15 protein-coding genes are annotated in these 16,640 nt (G+C 58.4%); 13 read left to right on the top strand and 2 right to left on the bottom strand.

Annotated features, from left to right (window positions below; translation table 11 throughout):
* Positions 1 to 94 precede the first annotated feature (94 nt).
* The gene (locus tag WC421_05960; protein ID MFA5161772.1) at positions 95 to 718 is read right to left on the bottom strand and encodes a methyltransferase domain-containing protein; all 624 of its coding nucleotides are present in this window, start codon (positions 716 to 718) and stop codon (positions 95 to 97) included.
* Positions 702 to 1,655 carry a glycosyltransferase family 2 protein gene (locus WC421_05955; GenBank protein ID MFA5161771.1) on the bottom strand — a complete coding sequence of 318 codons (954 nt, stop codon included), beginning with the start codon at positions 1,653 to 1,655 and terminating at the stop codon, positions 702 to 704. The genes WC421_05960 and WC421_05955 overlap by 17 nt, the downstream gene beginning before the upstream one ends.
* Positions 1,656 to 1,768: 113 nt before the next feature.
* Here WC421_05955 and WC421_05950 point away from each other — a divergent pair, with 113 nt between their 5' ends.
* The 13 genes from WC421_05950 (at position 1,769) to WC421_05890 (ending at position 16,606) form a co-directional block, all read left to right on the top strand.
* Positions 1,769 to 5,059, top strand: a complete 3,291-nt coding sequence (locus tag WC421_05950) for a tetratricopeptide repeat protein (GenBank protein ID MFA5161770.1) — start codon at positions 1,769 to 1,771, stop codon at positions 5,057 to 5,059.
* A 14-nt stretch (positions 5,060 to 5,073) separates the two neighbouring features.
* Complete coding sequence (locus WC421_05945) at positions 5,074 to 5,760, top strand: MotA/TolQ/ExbB proton channel family protein (GenBank protein MFA5161769.1); 687 nt, start codon at positions 5,074 to 5,076, stop codon at positions 5,758 to 5,760.
* Between the two features lie 12 nt (positions 5,761 to 5,772).
* A complete protein-coding gene (locus tag WC421_05940; GenBank protein MFA5161768.1) occupies positions 5,773 to 6,183 on the top strand; it encodes a biopolymer transporter ExbD in 411 nt (136 codons plus the stop codon).
* 2 nt (positions 6,184 to 6,185) lie between these two features.
* Positions 6,186 to 6,596, top strand: a complete 411-nt coding sequence (locus WC421_05935; protein ID MFA5161767.1) for a biopolymer transporter ExbD — start codon at positions 6,186 to 6,188, stop codon at positions 6,594 to 6,596.
* Positions 6,593 to 7,540, top strand: a complete 948-nt coding sequence (locus tag WC421_05930; GenBank protein ID MFA5161766.1) for a TonB family protein — start codon at positions 6,593 to 6,595, stop codon at positions 7,538 to 7,540. Before WC421_05935 ends, WC421_05930 begins: the two co-directional genes overlap by 4 nt.
* Positions 7,541 to 7,599: 59 nt before the next feature.
* On the top strand, positions 7,600 to 8,139 hold the full coding sequence (locus tag WC421_05925; GenBank protein MFA5161765.1) for a TonB family protein: 540 nt from the start codon (positions 7,600 to 7,602) through the stop codon (positions 8,137 to 8,139).
* A 2-nt stretch (positions 8,140 to 8,141) separates the two neighbouring features.
* Positions 8,142 to 9,086, top strand: a complete 945-nt coding sequence (locus tag WC421_05920; GenBank protein MFA5161764.1) for a hypothetical protein — start codon at positions 8,142 to 8,144, stop codon at positions 9,084 to 9,086.
* Positions 9,086 to 9,823: a winged helix-turn-helix domain-containing protein gene (locus WC421_05915; GenBank protein MFA5161763.1), complete on the top strand. Its 738-nt coding sequence runs from the start codon at positions 9,086 to 9,088 to the stop codon at positions 9,821 to 9,823. The genes WC421_05920 and WC421_05915 overlap by 1 nt, the downstream gene beginning before the upstream one ends.
* Position 9,824: 1 nt before the next feature.
* Entirely contained in the window at positions 9,825 to 10,136 is a 312-nt protein-coding gene (locus WC421_05910) for a helix-hairpin-helix domain-containing protein (protein MFA5161762.1), read from the top strand.
* A 198-nt stretch (positions 10,137 to 10,334) separates the two neighbouring features.
* Positions 10,335 to 12,284, top strand: a complete 1,950-nt coding sequence (locus WC421_05905) for an aconitate hydratase (protein MFA5161761.1) — start codon at positions 10,335 to 10,337, stop codon at positions 12,282 to 12,284.
* An 11-nt stretch (positions 12,285 to 12,295) separates the two neighbouring features.
* Complete coding sequence (locus WC421_05900) at positions 12,296 to 13,510, top strand: NADP-dependent isocitrate dehydrogenase (protein MFA5161760.1); 1,215 nt, start codon at positions 12,296 to 12,298, stop codon at positions 13,508 to 13,510.
* A gap of 1 nt (position 13,511) precedes the next feature.
* Positions 13,512 to 14,780 (top strand): ATP citrate lyase citrate-binding domain-containing protein, encoded by a 1,269-nt coding sequence (locus WC421_05895; GenBank protein ID MFA5161759.1) that lies wholly within the window; start codon positions 13,512 to 13,514, stop codon positions 14,778 to 14,780.
* Positions 14,777 to 16,606, top strand: a complete 1,830-nt coding sequence (locus tag WC421_05890; GenBank protein ID MFA5161758.1) for a citrate/2-methylcitrate synthase — start codon at positions 14,777 to 14,779, stop codon at positions 16,604 to 16,606. The genes WC421_05895 and WC421_05890 overlap by 4 nt, the downstream gene beginning before the upstream one ends.
* Positions 16,607 to 16,640: the final 34 nt, after the last annotated feature.

Here is a 16,640-nt window from a genome sequence, read left to right as displayed (position 1 = left end):
CGCTGCCTGCGCAGGAAAGGGGACAGAAACGCCTCAATCTCCTGTTCACGGAGATTTTGCTTTTGCGGAGATGTGATTTGGCGAATCCCGCTTTTCACGGTTTTCCCTTCTCTTTGGCCAGGATCATCGTCCAAGGCAGAGGATGTCTTACGGCGACAATTTTAAATTTGCTCTCTACAAGCCTGATGAAGGTATTGCTGTTCCAGTGCTGGATATGGCCGGGAGTGTTGCCCATGTCTTTCACATAAGCGCCTCGCGCCAAATTCAGAATACGCCAAAGCGGTTCTTTCGGCACACTGAATATGAAACTGCGCGCGCCGATGCCTGCAAGCGTGTCCAATGCCGCCTTAGGGTCCGGCAAATGCTCCAGCACTTCGCAGCATACCACCAGATCCGGCGCGGGACAGGCCTTGACATTGCATACATCAGCCTCAAAAATGGAGCCGGCGCACCCCGCTGATTGCAGCAGGGATCTCGTGGCCGCTACGCAGCTGGCTGAAATATCGCATGCCGAGACGGTTATTCCGCGCCTCGCCATGCGCAACGACAAATGGCCCTCTCCGCACCCGGCATCCAAAGCGGTTGAGGGATTGGCCTCATCCAAAAAAGCGTCAAAGGACCTGAAAAAACCGCGCATAAGCAACCGCGCAACAGGATTTGACGACGAATACTTGTCGTAGTAATTGCCCGCCGGAGATTGATTATTTGTCTGTCGCATCGCGGATTTCCGCCAGGAGCAATCTTGCCCTGATTTCTTCAGACAGCCGCCTGTTGACTGCCACGATGTCCGACAATATGCCTATCATGACGCTGATTATGGCCGACATCATGAGTATAGAGGACAGAGTGAGGGCTTGTATGTGCACGCCGCCGTATCTGGCATAGCGCACCGCGAAAAGCGCCCCGAATAGTATACCGGGAAAGGCGAATATGCCTCCCAGCATAAGGAAAAACCTGAAAGGGCGGTAGGTTATGAATATCCTGCCTATGACCAGTATGGAAAGCATTATGTAGCGCGGAATGCTTTTGATGAGCCGCGAGGGGCGCAGCGGCCCGTTCACCTCTATCGGCACGCTGGTTACGGGCATTCCGCTGCGCCCGGCCTGTATGATTGTTTCCAGAGTGTAGGTGTAGCTGGAAAAAACGTTGAGCCTTACCGCCGCGTTCTTGTGAATGGCGCGGAAGCCGCAGGGCGCGTCGGGTATATCCGTGTCGCTGAAAACGCGCACGGCCCAGCTGCCCAGTTTTTGCAGCATTTTCTTGGCCGGGGAGAAATGCCCTATGTCGCTGATGGGCCGCTCCCCTATGACCATTTCCGCTTTGCCCTCAAGGATGGGGGCCACCAGCGCGGGAATGCATTTGGCGGAGTATTGATTGTCGGCGTCTGTGTTTATTATGGTATCCGCTCCCGCTTTAAGGGCGGCTTCTATCCCGGCCATGAAAGCCTTCGCAAGCCCCGCGTGATGCGGCAACTTCACTATATGGTCAACGCCATGCGCGGTTGCGACCTGTACAGTGCGGTCGGAACTGCCGTCGTCAATAACGAGCCATTCAACTTTGCCGTAGCCGGAGACGCTGCGCGGCAGATCCGCAAGCGCGGCGGGCAGCGTCTTCTCTTCGTTGAAGCAGGGAATTTGAATTATAAGCTTCCGCATAAGGTTTTAATCATTTTACCATATAAAACCGGAGCAGGCGCAAAAAACGCGGGCCGCATCTGTCATTTCATGTCGGTTGACAATATCCGCGCAGACTTCTATACTGTCCCTATATGAAATGCGGGGTCCATATTCCGCCGGTTTTCCGTGCGCGGGTGCTTTGTTTCCTTGCCGCGCTGGCGGTTTCGGTCCCCGCCGCCTTCGGCGCCGTTGACCTTCCGGATGACAGGAAGGCTTTGCGCGATATTTCCGCCCTGTACAAATCCACCGGCACGCTTCAGGAATACATTTCGGTGCAGCTGGCTAAATTCATCAAGGATTTCCCGGCTTCGGACAAGGCTGGCGTGGCGCGTTTCCTTCAGGGTGAAGTGAGCATGGACCGCGGCCTCGCCCTGCAGGCCGACGCCAACAAAATCGGCTCCCCCAACGGGAAAGGCTCCGCCTCCTACGGAAAATTCGGAGAGGCGATTGAGCGCTATCTGGACGCGGCCAAACTGGATTCCACGCTGGCGGATTCGGCGAATTACCGCCAGGGCGAGGCGCTTTACAACCAGCAGGAATGGGAACAGTCGGTAACCGTGTTCAAGAAAGTGGTTTCCGGCTCCCCCGGCTATCTGGACCCGGAGTCGATGCTGGGTATAATCTATGCCAAGCTTGCGCTCAAAAAAAACGAGGAAGCCGCCCTGTTTTACGACGAACTGCTCAAAAAACATCCCGATTACGCGGCGGAGCCCGGCGGTCTGCTGGCCGGAGGGTTTCTGGCGCTGGAAAAGGGCGATTACGAAACGGCTGGGAAACGTTTCGCGCAGGTCAACACTCCCGAGGCGCGTTTCTACATGGCCTGTCTGGACATGTTCCACAACAAGCCTTACCTGGCCGCAGCCACGTTTGAGAAACTGCGCGACGAATACCCCGGCAGCGGTCTGGACGAGAAATCCGATTTTTTGATAGGCGATTCTTTTTTCCGCTCCAGCGATTACGAGGGCGCGCAGGCCAAGTTCCAGAGATTCGCGGAACGCTATCCCAAATCCGTGCTGCTGCCGTCGGCGGTGTTCCGGGTGGGGGCCTGCCAGTTCAAGCGCGGGAATAATTCCGAGGCGGCGGCCTCGTTCAAAGGCTTTCTGGAGAAGTTTCCGGCGGACAAATACGCCGCCTATGCCCAGTATTTCATGGGCGAGGCGCTGCGCCAGGTGGGGCAGTACAAGGATGCCGCCGAGGCATATGCCGCCGTGATAGACAAATTCCCGCCGGACCATATAATAACCCCTCTTTCGTATCTTAAAGTGGCATGGTGCCGTTACACGTTGACTCAGTACGACGAATCCGTGGGGACCGTGGAGGCTTTTCTTGCCAAATATCCCAGCGACGATCTGGGTAAATACGCCTACGTGCTGATAGGCAAGGCATATATCGCGCAAAACCGTTACGAGAGCGCTTTCGCCGCGTTTTACAAACTGGCGGATTTGTTCCCCGCCAGCCAGAGCGCGGACCAGGCCATCCTTTACATCCTTAAAACCCAATACGACAGCGGCAACTACGCGGCGGTAACATCCACCTTCAAGCAGACCTCCGGCATAAAGCAGCCGTCGGGCAGTTTTTTCAGGGGCATGTGCCACATATATGCCGGAGAGGCTTATTACAATATCGGCCTTTACGACGAGGCGGCTGCGGTGTTTGACAGCGCGCTGAAAAATTTCACCGACGTGCAGGTTGGCCTCCACGCGCAGAACGGCCTTGCCTGGTGCCGCCTGGCGGCAGGCGACGCGCAGGCGGCGCTGAAAGGCCTTATAGCCATGAAGAGGCAGATAAACGTTTCCGGCATAACCGTGTCTTCCATAACGCTTGTAAACGAGTTCGACATCGCCAACGGCCTTTTCAACGAGAAAAAGTACGAGGACGCCTATCAGCTCTATTCCACCTACGCGCACGAGACCCCGCGTGGCCCGCAGTCCGCCGCCGCGATATACCGCGCCGGTCTTGCGCTCTACAGCCTGAAGTATTACAGCCAGGCGGTTGAAACCTGGAAGGAAATATCGGGCGACAAAAATACCGCCGAATCCAAGGACGCCGCGCTTATCGCGGCGGACACCTATTTCCGCGCGCAGAAATACAAGGAGGCCATCGCGGCGTATAACCAGATTATCAAGAACAACCCGCAGAGTGTAAACTTGCAGATGGCCAATTTCCGCATAGCGCAGTCCGCCTATAACGACAGAAACTATCCGCTCACCATAAGCCAGGTGCAGACGCTGGTGAATAATTACCCGACTTCCCAGGAGGCGCTGGATTCACTGGAATTGCTGGAGGGCGTGTTTGACCAGTCGCCGGATACGGATTATGCGGATGTGCTGGGCGATATAGCAACCAAGCATGAAGGCACGCCGGTGGGGGGGGAGGCCTCCCTAAAGCTGGGGGTGCGGCTGTTCGCCAAAAAGTCATATGCCAACTCCATTTACTGGCTGAATAAATTCAGCGCCACCTACACCCATCATCCGAAGCTGGCGCAGGCGCAGCTCTACATAGGCGAGGCGTACCTGCTGAGGAAGAAATATAAGGATGCCGCCACCGTGTTTGAGCGCGTGGCCAACAACTTCTCCGACAAGGATATACAGCCGCTGGCGCTGTTCCGGCTGGGCAGTCTCAAATACGGGATGCGCGATTACGACGCCTCCATTTCCGCCTTCAGGCGGCTGATGGACGCGTACCCCGATTCCGAGTATTCCAAGCTGTCTTATTTCAACATCGGCCTGGCTTACCGCGCCTCCAACAAGCTGGACCTGGCCGAGGAGTATTACAAGAAATTCCTGGGCCTTTCCTCCGCCGACGTGGAAAACAACAAGCTGGCCTGCTGGGAAATTTTCAGCATACGCAAGGACGCCGGCGATCTGCCCGGCGCGATGGGGCAGCTTAAGGAAATTCTCACCCGCTTCAACGACGACGATACCGTCATAGAAGTCTACAGCAACATGGGCGAGCTATACGCCTCCAACAAGCAGGCCGGGGATGCCAAAGCCGCGTTTGAGGAATTGGAGGGCAAAAAACCGTATTCCAACCAGTTCCGCATACGGGGCCTGATAAAACTGGCGCAGATATACGAAGACTCCAAAGATTTCAGGGGAGCGATACGGCTTTACAGGGACATAGCCAAAAATTCGGAAGACAAGAAAGTGTCCGCCGCCGCAGGCGAGCGCGCGGACCAGTTGCGGGACGCCACCCAGCAGGACGCGCAGCAGCAACAGGAACAGGAACAGCCCCGGCAGGCCGCGTCCGAGGGTGAGCAGCAGCCTCAGGCGGAAGCCGCGCCGGAGCAGGAGCAGGCGCCCGCGAAGAAGAAAAAGAAATCACGCAAGAACAAACGCAAAAAAGCAGCGCAGCAACAGCAGGACGAGGAAGCCGCTAACTAACCGGAGGAACTTACATGGGTCATGAAAGTCTTATCGCGCAGCTCCGCGACAGCTTTACGCTGGTCATTCTTATAGGATGTTCGCTGTTGTCCATCACTTTCGCCATAGAAAGATGGCTGGTTTTCCGCAAGGCCAGCATAGGCAATGTTGACAAATTCCTGCGCAAGGTGCTGGACCTGGTCGCCCAAGGCAGCATGGCGGAGGCGAAACGCTACTGCCTGGAAGTTGATGCTCCCGTGTCGCGCCTTACGCATTACGCGCTTGAGAACAGCAATGCCTGTGTGGAGGTTCTGGAGGAGTTGATGGCCTCCAAGCGCCAGGAGGAACGGCTTACGCTGGAGTCAAACCTGGGCATACTGGGCACCATGGGCAACGTGGCGCCGTTTATAGGGCTGTTCGGCACCGTCGTCGGCATCATCAAGGCGTTCGGCAATTTGGCGGCGTCGGGTGTGGGCGGGGCGTCAGCTGTCTCAAAAGGCATATCGGAAGCCCTTGTCGCCACGGCGGCGGGATTGCTGGTGGCTATTCCGGCTGTCGTAGTGTTCAACTACTTCACGCGCAAGATAAAACTGCTGGTTACGGAGATGGAGGTCGTGTCTTCGCGCCTTTCGGTGCTGCTGCCGGGTGCTGTGGAAGCGGCGGGAAAGGATCCCCGCCCCGCCACGCCGGAAAAGCCCAGGATGCCGCCGAAGCCGCATTGACGGACGGCGAATATGAGCAAAAAGCCGCCTTACGAATTTGACGGCGCGATAACGGCCATCAACGTAACCCCGCTGGTGGACGTATGCCTGGTGCTGGTCATTATTTTCATGTCCATCGCGCCGTTCGCGCTCAAAAGCGGGATACGGGTGTTCCGTTCCAGTTCGTCCACAGCGACGGGGCAGACCGCCGTCAGCGAAAACGTCACTGTCAAAATGGACAAGACGGGGGTGCTGATGGTCAACGGCAAGCAGGTGCAGCTTGACGCCCTGCCCAATGCCATAATCGGCGCGCTGCAGACCAGCCGCGACGGCATGGTTATCGTAACCGCCGACAGCGAAAACGTGGTGGGCGATGTCGTGCAGATTCTTGATATCGCCAAGCAGTGCGGCGCAGCCAAGCTTGCTCTTATGAGGAATGAATAACTATGGCAATGCAGGCCGAATCGGATGACGGCGAAATAACGGGTATAAACGTCACCCCGCTGGTGGACGTGTGCCTGGTGCTGGTCATCATATTCATGGTAACCGCGCCCATGTTGTCCGACCCGCCGTTCAAGGTGCAGATTCCGGTGGCGCACACGCAGGAAGGAAATGAGCAGGAGAAAATAATCATAAGCATCGCTCCCGACGGCAAGCTGGCGCTGTTTGAAAAGCCGTATGTCAAGGGCGAGGATATGCGGGCCGACCTTAAGGTCGCTATAATGAAAAGCCAGAGCAAATACGTGATTTTCCGTGCGGACAAAGGCTCGGCCTACGGCCTTCTGGCGGAGCTGATGCAGTTGTCCAAGGAATGCGGCGCGCGCGACATGACCATAGCCACGGAGCAGAATAAATGATGACCCAGAGCCAGAGGTCCTCGCGCGCTTTCGCCCTTTCGGCGGCGGCGCATGCGTTGCTGCTGGTGTTCTATCTTAAAATGGCGTGGGCGCCGGAAAGCAAGACATCTCTTATCAACAGTGTGGATTTCATAATGCAGCCGGAAAGGTACACGCCTCCGCCTCCGCCCAAGGAACTGATACAGATTCCCACTCCCAGCGCTCCGAAGGCGCATATAGTCAGCGCGAAAAGCCCGCTGGCCCTGGCCAAGCTGAACCTGTCAAAGCAGTTTGTGATGCCCGCCTCGGTGCTTAACGACGCCAGGGGCAAGGTATCCGGCCCCAAGCGCGCCATCAGCATGGACATGTCGTCGGGCTCCCGGCTGAAAATGGCGGACGCCGGCGGGCTTAAAGTCGCCGCTGGGCCGCGCATAGCGCAGTCCGCAGCTCTGGAAGATATCGGCATGAGGCGCGGCATTGTCATGCCTTCAACCATAGATGTCGGCGGAGGCCGCGGCGGCAAGATGATAGGCGCCGAGGACGCCCTCACCATGGACGATGAGCCGGCCAAGCCCCGCGCCAAACCCGCCATATCCGAGGCTCCCGTCACGCCGGCGGAACGGAAAAAACGCGCCGCCGGGCGCGACGAATTCGGCATGATGAGCGGCGATTACGACATAGAAGGCCCGCTGGCCAACCGCAAAATACTCAAGAGGGACGCCATCCCCTTCCCCAAATGGGCCAGAGGCCGTCCGATATCCGAGGCCGTGGTTTCCATAAAGATATGGGTTACTCCGGAAGGAGCCGTCATGAGTACTTTCCGTGTCATGCGCACGTCCGGTTATGCGGACCTGGACAAGTATGTTACGGATGAGCTTAAGAAATGGGTTTTCGAGCCGCTGTCTCCGGACGAGCCTCTCCAGAAGCAGCATGGCATAATCACCATAAGATTTGAGAATAAATGATGAGGCTTGCAACAGGCATTTTCATCTTCGCATTCGCGTTTCCCGCATGCTCGGAGGATATGCTTTCTCCGCGTCTGGAGCCGCCTCATTCCGATTTGCGGGACAGTCCGCGCATGGTGCGCGCCGCTCCGCTTAACGAGGCCGGCGTCCGGGTTCTGCCTGTTTCGCTGGAACTGGAAAGAGGTTCAAAACAGGTGGGCAGGCTGATAGACGTGGCAAGCCCGCTTGCCACCGCGGGGGAAGCGCGGCACGCTTATGATTCCGCCGCCGGCAAAACGCGCGCGCGGCGTGTGCGCGCGCTGTCGGCTTATTACGAAATTGAGGGCCCGCTTGCCGCGCGGGACATCGTTGCGCGCGCGGGATTGTCCCTCCCGCCCAGGATGAGAAACAGCCTTTCCGCCGGCATTTCGGTGTCCGTCAGGATATGGGCGGCTGCGGACGGCGCGGCAACCGGCGGCTTCACCGTGACGCGCACGTCCGGTTATGCCGACGTAGACAAGCTGGTGGCGCAAACCCTGCGCGGCTGGAAGTTCGCGCCGCTGCCTGCGTCATCCGGCGAGCAGTGGGGGACCGTAACGGTAACATTTGAGGGAAGATGACCATGAGCTTTGTTAAAAAATATCCGGCAGGTTTCGCTCTTGCGGTTGCCGCGGTTATCGCGGTTGCCGCGGGAGCCGCGCGCGCGCAGGACACCACTTCCTATGCCGAAATAATAATCAAGGGCGAGACTATTTCCAAGTTTCCCTTCAACCGGCCAAAGCTTCAGCTCGTTTTTGACCCGATGGACGCGCTAACCCCCATGCTGGAGCCGGACGACAAGCTTTTTCTGGCGGATTCGCCGGTAACCTTTGACTGGAAACATAACCGTCCGGATACGCTGCACAGCCCCAAGGTTATCAAGCCGCAATGGCACTATCTTATTTCCCGGGGCGATGTCGTGTTTGACATAGCTTTTTCCATGGCCAGGATACTGGTGCAGCCCCCGGCGGCTAGCTGGTATGCCGGCCTTCAGTGGGAGCTGGACATCATGGGCGACGACGGCTCCGTTTTCCATAAATTCTCCGGCTCCGGCAAGCCGCCGGACAAGCTGACGTGGGACGGAAAGAACCAGGCTGGCCTGTGGGTCAGGGCGGGGCATTCCTATAACGCTTTTCTGAATTTGACCGATAGCGGCGGCGCGCACCTTGGCGGTCCCGCCAGCCCGGCGGAATTCCGTTTTGACGTGCGCGAAATCGTTCTGGACGGCGCGCCCGCCATAGAAGTGGACAGCGCCCGGCTTTTCGGCGACGCGCGGGATCTGCTTTCGCTGGACAAGGACAGGGCCGAACCCGCCCTTTCCGCCGCCGCGGATATTATCAAGATGCGCTATAACGGGCGGGCGGTCAGCGTGGTGTGCTATGCCGATTCCAAGCCGCGCGGCGACGAGCAGGCCGGCCTTGCGCGCGACCTGCTGGCCCGGCTGCTCAACCGCCAGCCGGACGCTATAGCGTTTTCCGGCACGGAGGCGCTGCCGACCGAGCGCCAGTTTCTTATCAAAATCAAATAATGGAACAGCTTTTAGTTCTATTTCTCACCGCGGACTCTGAGCTTGTCAATTTCTGCCGCGTCCCGTTTTCCGATGCGGGTTGCCAATTATCCGGCGCCGGCGGCTGGAAGGATGCGGCGCGGGTAACCCGCTCCGGCATGCCGGCGGCGGTTATTGTTGACTGTGCGGCCAAAACCTCGGTTTTTGGCCAGGTCCCGCCGGAGGAATATCTGGCGAAGGCGCGGCAGTCTTTCCCGGCGGCGGTTATTGTGGCCGTGCTGGAGGAAGGCGCCACCCCCCAGAAAGTGCTGTCCCTGCTGCAATCTTATGTGAACGAAGTGGCGGTAAGGCCGCTGCGCCCCCGCGTTTTCGCCGAGCAAATCAAGGCGCTTGTCCGCCTGCGGGAGCGCAAAAAGCCCGCCCCGGCCCGGAAAATGCTTTCCGGCGCGATGGAACTTTCCATGGACGTGCCGGGCCGTCGCTGTTATTTCAAGGTCAAAAAAGAGGGGCAGCCGCAGCCTACGCAGGTGGAAATATCGCTTACCCGCAGCGAATTCTCCATATTGCGCGTATTGCTGGAAAACAAGCACAAGCTGGTCAGCTATGACGATTTCAAGCAGCGACTGTGGCCGGGCAAGGCGTACTCGCGCGAGATAATGCATACTCTGGCCGTCCACATGGCCAGCATAAGGCGCAAGCTGGAAGGCAGCGCGATAAAAATAGACAATCTATGGGGCGAAGGCTTCCGGCTGGATTGATATGCCAAAAGATACAGTTGCAAGACAGCAGGCAGGCGGCGGGGGAATCAGGGACAAGGCGCTGAAGGATTTGCGGCGCATACCCGGCGTCGGCCCAAGCATTGCCAACGATTTATGGCTGCTTGGCGTGCGTTCTGTCTCCGACCTGAGGTCAGCAAGCGCGGAAGAGCTTTACAAACGGCACTGCCGTCAGAAAGGCGGGCCTGTGGACCGCTGCGTGCTGTATGTTTTCCGCTGCGCGGTTTATTTCGCGTCAACGGACAAGCCAGCCCCGGGACTGCTGAAATGGTGGAGCTGGAAGGATAAAGTGTAGCGTCGCTACAATAAGCCAGATGATGTTTCAAGCAGCTGTCTCCGGCGGGCGTTGAGGAAGGGATTGATTTTAGTCGTTGACCGGTGTCAATGCGGGGGGGAAATGGTTTTCTGATAGAATATTCACGATAAGCGGGTGAACCGCGCATTTCAAAGGCTGCCGCGATTTTAATCCGGCAGCCTTTAATAAGGAGTTGGTATGGGCAAGAATATAGTGGAGAAAGTCCTTCAGGCGCACCTTAAGGAAGGCGAGTATACGCCGGGAAAGGAAATAGGAATCCGGATAGACCAGACGCTCACGCAGGACGCCACCGGCACAATGGCGTATCTGCAATTTGAGGCGCTGGGCATAGATTCTGTCAAAACCGATTTGTCGGTTTCCTATGTGGACCATAATACCGTCCAGGTCGGCTTTGAAAATAACGACGACCATATTTACCTGCAAACCGTGGCCGCCAAATACGGCATAGTCTATTCCCGCGCCGGAAACGGCATCTGCCATCAGGTGCATCTGGAGCGTTTCGGCAAGCCCGGCACCACTTTGCTGGGAAGCGACAGCCATACCCCCACCGGCGGCGGCATAGGCCAGGCCGCAATCGGCGCGGGCGGGCTTGACGTGGCGGTCGCCATGGGCGGGGGATTGTTCTACACCGTCTGCCCGCGCGTCTATCTCGTTAATCTCACAGGCGAACTGCGCGACTGGGTTGCGGCAAAAGACGTCGTGCTGAAAATGCTTGAGATTCTCTCCACCAAGGGCAATGTGGGCGTGGCGCTGGAGTACGGCGGCCCCGGCGTGAAAACGTTGTCCGTCCCGCAGCGCGCCACCATCGCCAACATGGGCGCGGAAATGGGGGTTACTTTCTCCATATTCCCCTCCGACGGCGTTACAAAAAAATTCCTCAGGGCGCAGGGCCGGGCCGGGCATTGGACGCCGCTCAAAGCCGACGCCTCCGCGAAATACGACCGCGTGATTGATTTGGACCTCTCCGCGCTGGAGCCGCTGTCCGCCGCGCCGCACAGCCCCGGCAACGTCAAAAAAATCTCCGAGCTTGAGGGCATGAAGGTTGACCAGGTATGTATCGGTTCCTGCACCAACTCGTCCTATAAGGATATGATGACCGTCGCGGCGATACTAAAAGGCAAGACGGTTCATCCGAATACGAGTCTGGCAATAGCCCCCGGCTCGCGGCAGGTGCTGGAAATGATGGCGCGCAAGGGCGCTCTGGCGGATTTAATCGCCTCCGGCGCGCGCATCATGGAAAGCGCGTGCGGCTTCTGCATCGGCAATCATTTCTCGCCCAAGAGCGCGGGCGTTTCCATACGCACGTCCAACCGCAATTTTGAGGCCAGAAGCGGCACAAAGGACGCGCAGGTGTATCTGACCAGCCCGGAAGCGGCCGCCGCCTCGGCGATAACGGGCCGTTTCACCGACCCGCGCAAAACCGGAACGGCGTACCCTAAGATAAAGGAGCCGGCGCGTTACCTGGCCGGCGACAGCATGTTCATTTTCCCCGTGCCGGAGCTGAAAGCCACTCCGGTGTTCCGCGGCCCCAATATAGGCGAGCCGCCGCGCAACGGGCGGCTGCCCCAGTCGCTTGAAGGCGAGGCCGCAATCAAGGCGGGCGACAAAATCACCACCGACCATATCATGCCCGCCGGCGCGCGGCTTAAATACCGCTCCAACGTGCCGAAGTACGCCGAATTCGTGTTTGAAAACGTGGACCCCTCTTTCCCCAAGCGCTGCCTTGAAAACCGGGCCGCCGGCGTCCACAATATCATTGTGGCGGGCGAATCCTACGGGCAGGGCTCCAGCCGGGAGCATGCGGCGATGTGTCCGATGTTCCTGGGTGTAAAAGCCGTCGTCGCCAAGTCGTTTGAACGCATACACGCGGCCAATCTGGTGAATTTCGGCATCGCGCCGCTGACATTCAAAAATCCAGCCGATTACGACAGGATTGAAAAGGGCGACAAGCTCTCCTCCCCGGACTGGCGCGATGCGCTGGCGCAGGGCAGGCCGGTCATAATCAAAAACGCGCGCACCGGCGCGGATATTGAATGCGTCTACAATTTGTCGCAGCGCCAGCGCGATATAATCGCGGCGGGCGGCCTGCTTAACTACACCACACAGCCCGCGGCGGCAGCCGTTTAAGGAGAAACCATATGGCAAAAATAAGAGTCAAAACCCCGGTAGTGGAGATGGACGGCGACGAGATGACGCGCATCATCTGGGCGATGATAAAGGAAAAGCTCATCCTGCCGCATCTGGACATAGACCTCAAATATTACGACCTCGGCGTCAAAAAGCGCGACGAGACCGACGATAAAATCACCGTGGACTCCGCCAACGCCATCAAGCAGTACGGCGTGGGCATAAAATGCGCCACCATAACCCCGGACGCGGACCGCGTGAAGGAATACAGCCTTAAAAAGGCGTGGCCCTCGCCCAACGGGCAGATACGCTCCATACTGGACGGCACCGTGTTCCGCAAGCCGATAACGGTCAAAAACATCGTCCCCGCCGTGCGCAGCTGGAAAAAGCCCATCATCATAGGCCGCCACGCCTACGGCGACCTTTACAAGTCTATGGAACTGGTGGCGGACGGGCCCGGCAAGGCGGAACTTATGTTCACCCCGTCCGACGGCGGCGCGGAACTGCGCGCCACCATCCACGACTTCAACGGCCCCGGCGTCATAATGGGCATACACAACACCGACAAGTCCATACACTCCTTCGCCAAGGCCTGCATCAACTACGCCCTGTCGGAGCGGGTGGACGTGTGGTTTGCGGTAAAAGACACCATAAGCAAAAAATACCATGCCCATTTCCGCGATATTTTCGCCCAGGAAGTGGCCGCGCGCAAGGCGGACATGGACAAGGCCGGCATCAGCTACCGCTACATGCTCATAGACGACGCCGTCGCCCAGGTGATGAAGCACGAGGGCGGCATGCTCTGGGCCATGCGCAACTACGATGGCGACGTGTTCTCCGACATGGTGGCCGCCGGATTTGGCAGCCTGGGGATGATGACTTCCGTCCTGGTCTCCCCCGACGGGAAGTTTGAATACGAGGCCGCGCACGGCACTGTGAAGCGGCATTATTACGAGCATCTCAAGGGCAATGCGACAAGCACCAACTCCGTCGCCTCCATATTCGCCTGGACCGGCGGCATCAAAAAGCGCGGCGAGCTGGACGGCACGCCGGAGGTGGTCAAATTCGGCGAGCGGCTGGAGCGGGCTGTGATTTCCTGCATAGAGGACGGCATTGTCACAAAGGACCTTGTTCCGCTTATGACGCCCAGGCCCGACAAGCATCAGACAACCGAAGGCTTCATAGACGCCGTCGCCTCCCGGCTGGCGGCGGGGGTGTTGAACTAGTATGGCGCAGAAAGGAATACGGGAATACGAGGGCAAGCGCGCGCTTTTCAGCTGGCTGGCGAAGGAATTCCCGCAGCTTGAATCCCGCGCGCGGATGCTGGCGCTGGTTACGCCGGAAACGGAGGAGGCGGAACTGCTCTCCTCCCATCCCTGGCTGAAAACCGAAAAGCTTGTGGCCAAGCCGGACCAGTTGTTCGGCAAGCGCGGCAAGCACGGCCTGGTGCTTCTGGACGCGGACTGGAAAACCGCCTGGAGCTGGATACGGGAGCGCATGGGCAAAACCGTAACCGTCGGCAAAACCACGGGCGAGCTTAACCGCTTTATGCTGGAGCCGTTCACCCCGCACAATCAGGACGAGGAGTATTACGCCGCCATCCGCTCCGAGCGCGGCTGCGACGTGGTCTACTTTTCGCCCAAAGGCGGCATTTATGTGGAGGAGAACTGGGACAAGGTGGTGGAAACCCGCATCCCCGTGCTGGAAAGCGCGCAGAACGCGGAATTCGCTTTGCCGGAGATAAAGCGGCGCGGCGAGGTGGTCAAATTCCTGCGCGCGCTGCACGGCCTCTACGCAGAGGGCGGGTTTTCGTATCTGGAAATCAACCCGTTCACCTTCTCCGCCGACGGCGGCATTATTCCGCTGGATTTGGTCGCCAAATTAGACGACACCGCGCTGTTTGAGACCCGCCATATCTGGGGCGATATAGAGTTTCCTCCGGCTTTCGGCGCAAAGCTCACCAAAGAAGAGGCTTTCGTAAAACAATTGGACGAGCAGAGCGGCGCTTCCCTCAAGCTGACGGTTCTAAATCCCAAAGGCCGGGTGTGGACGATGGTGGCCGGCGGGGGCGCCTCGGTTATTTACGCCGACACTGTCTGCGACCTGGGCTATTCAAAGGAGCTTGCCAATTACGGCGAATACTCCGGCGATCCGTCCGAGGAGCTTACCTACCAGTACGCGAAAACCGTGCTGGACCTGATGACCCGCGAAAGCGACCCGCGCGGCAAGGTGCTGCTTATAGGCGGCGGCATAGCCAATTTCACCGATGTCGCCAAGACCTTCGGCGGCATCATACGCGCGCTGACCGAAAACAAGGACAAGCTGGCTAAAACCAGCGTCAGAATATTCGTCCGGCGCGGCGGTCCCAATTATAAAGAGGGGCTTGCCCGGATGAGAAAACTGGGCGAGACGCTGGGGCTGCCCGTAGCCGTCTATGGCCCGGAGACGCATATGACAAAGATAGTTTCCATGGCTCTTAACGGAGGCGGCAAATGAGCGCGGAGATTTTTTCAAAAGACACCACCGCCATAATCTACGGCTGCCAGACAAACGCCATCCAGCGCATGCTGGATTTTGATTTCGTCTGCCGCCGGAAAACCCCGTCGGTGTCTGTGATTGTGGACCCCGGGCGCGAAGGCTGGCACAAGGCGTTTTTCGGCAAAAACGAGATTCTGATTCCGAAAGTGCCGGATATAAAGACTGCCGCGGACAGGTTTCCGAAGGCGGATGTGGTGGTCAATTTCGCTTCCTTCCGCAGCGCCTACGCCACCACGGCGGAGGCGCTGGAATGCGCCACAATCAGGACCGTGGCCGTCATAGCCGAGGGCGTGCCGGAGCGCCGCTCCCGCCAGCTTGCAGCGCTGGCGGCAAAACTGGGCAAGACAATCATCGGCCCGGCCACCGTGGGCGGAATAAAGGCCGGCTGCTTCAAAATCGCCAACACCGCCGGCACGATTGACAACATCGTCGAATCCAAATTGCACAGGCCGGGCAGCGTGGGTTTTGTGTCCAAATCCGGCGGGCTTTCTAACGAGTGCTATAACATCATAGCCCGCAACTCCGACGGGCTTTACGAGGGCGTCGCCATAGGCGGCGATTCGTATCCCGGCTCCACGTTGCTGGAGCATATACTGCGCTACGAAAGCATTCCCGAAGTCAAAATGATTGCCGCCCTGGGCGAAATCGGCGGCACGGAAGAGCTTAAAATCGTTGACGCGCTTAAATCCGGCAAAATCAGAAAGCCGCTGGTCATCTGGGTTACCGGCACCTGCGCGGGGATGTTCCCGTCGGGCGTGCAGTTCGGCCACGCCGGCGCGAAGGCCGATTCGGCGCTGGAAACCGCCGAGGCCAAAAACAAGGCCCTGCGCGAGGCCGGCGCGAAAGTGCCCAACTCCTTTGACGATTACGGCGAGACGATAAAATCCGTCTATGAGAGCCTCGTCAAATCCGGCGGGCTAAAGCCCGCGGCGGACGTAGCCGCCCCGGCGGTTCCGATGGATTACGCCCAGGCTGTCAAGGAAGGCAAAATCCGCAAGCCGACGGAGTTCGTGAACACCATCTCCGACGAGAAGAAAGACGAGCTTGAATACTGCCGCGTGCCCATAAGCGAAATTCTGGAAAAAAACATGGGCATAGGCGGCGTCATCGGGCTTTTGTGGTTCCGGCGGCAGCTGCCGGATTACGGCGCGAAATTCCTGGAAACCGCCATCATACTGACGGCGGACCACGGTCCCGCGGTTTCCGGCGCGCACAACGCCATAGTAGCCTCCCGCGCCGGCAAGGACATAATCTCCTCGCTGGCCTCGGGGCTGCTGACCATAGGCCCGCGTTTCGGCGGGGCGATAGACGGCGCGGCGCAGGCCTTCAAGCGCGCTCAGGAGGAGGGGATTGCCCCCGCCGACTTTGTGCGCGGGATGAAGGCCAAAAATACGCCGATTCCCGGCATAGGCCACCGCGTCAAAAGCCTCACCAATCCCGACAAGCGGGTGGAGCTGCTCAAGAAATTCGTGAAGGACAATTTCCGGCAGACCCCCACTCTGGATTACGCGCTTGAGGTGGAAAAGCTGACCACCCGGAAAAAGGGCAATCTGATTCTCAACGTGGACGGCTGCATAGGCGTCTGCTTTGTGGACCTGCTCAAATCCTGCGGCTGTTTCACAAAGCGCGAGATTGACGATATAATCGCGCTGGGAATGCTCAACGCGCTGTTTGTGGTGGCGCGCTCCATCGGCATATTCGGCCATGTCTTTGACCAGAAGCGCATGAAGCAGCCTCTCTACCGCGTGCCGTATGACGAGATAGCCTACATGACCGACCTCTGACGCAAACCGCCCCGAAAGGGGCGGTTTTTTTCGT

The organism is Elusimicrobiales bacterium, assembly GCA_041651175.1.
GTDB lineage: Bacteria > Elusimicrobiota > Elusimicrobia > Elusimicrobiales > Elusimicrobiaceae > JAQTYB01.
Note: the sequence above shows the minus strand (reverse complement) of the source record. Positions and strands in the feature narration are given on the sequence as shown.

Bases quoted from the DNA above. Each gene is read 5' to 3' on its own strand.
- WC421_05915 (MFA5161763.1), top strand. From the start codon at position 9,086: ATGGAACAGCTTTTAGTTCTATTTCTCACCGCGGACTCTGAGCTTGTC.
- WC421_05905 (MFA5161761.1), top strand. From the start codon at position 10,335: ATGGGCAAGAATATAGTGGAGAAAGTCCTTCAGGCGCACCTTAAGGAA.
- WC421_05955 (MFA5161771.1), bottom strand. From the start codon at position 1,655: ATGCGGAAGCTTATAATTCAAATTCCCTGCTTCAACGAAGAGAAGACG.
- WC421_05890 (MFA5161758.1), top strand. From the start codon at position 14,777: ATGAGCGCGGAGATTTTTTCAAAAGACACCACCGCCATAATCTACGGC.
- WC421_05920 (MFA5161764.1), top strand. From the start codon at position 8,142: ATGAGCTTTGTTAAAAAATATCCGGCAGGTTTCGCTCTTGCGGTTGCC.
- WC421_05950 (MFA5161770.1), top strand. From the start codon at position 1,769: ATGAAATGCGGGGTCCATATTCCGCCGGTTTTCCGTGCGCGGGTGCTT.
- WC421_05935 (MFA5161767.1), top strand. From the start codon at position 6,186: ATGGCAATGCAGGCCGAATCGGATGACGGCGAAATAACGGGTATAAAC.
- WC421_05930 (MFA5161766.1), top strand. From the start codon at position 6,593: ATGATGACCCAGAGCCAGAGGTCCTCGCGCGCTTTCGCCCTTTCGGCG.
- WC421_05940 (MFA5161768.1), top strand. From the start codon at position 5,773: ATGAGCAAAAAGCCGCCTTACGAATTTGACGGCGCGATAACGGCCATC.
- WC421_05925 (MFA5161765.1), top strand. From the start codon at position 7,600: ATGCTTTCTCCGCGTCTGGAGCCGCCTCATTCCGATTTGCGGGACAGT.
- WC421_05895 (MFA5161759.1), top strand. From the start codon at position 13,512: ATGGCGCAGAAAGGAATACGGGAATACGAGGGCAAGCGCGCGCTTTTC.
- WC421_05960 (MFA5161772.1), bottom strand. From the start codon at position 718: ATGCGACAGACAAATAATCAATCTCCGGCGGGCAATTACTACGACAAG.
- WC421_05910 (MFA5161762.1), top strand. From the start codon at position 9,825: ATGCCAAAAGATACAGTTGCAAGACAGCAGGCAGGCGGCGGGGGAATC.
- WC421_05900 (MFA5161760.1), top strand. From the start codon at position 12,296: ATGGCAAAAATAAGAGTCAAAACCCCGGTAGTGGAGATGGACGGCGAC.
- WC421_05945 (MFA5161769.1), top strand. From the start codon at position 5,074: ATGGGTCATGAAAGTCTTATCGCGCAGCTCCGCGACAGCTTTACGCTG.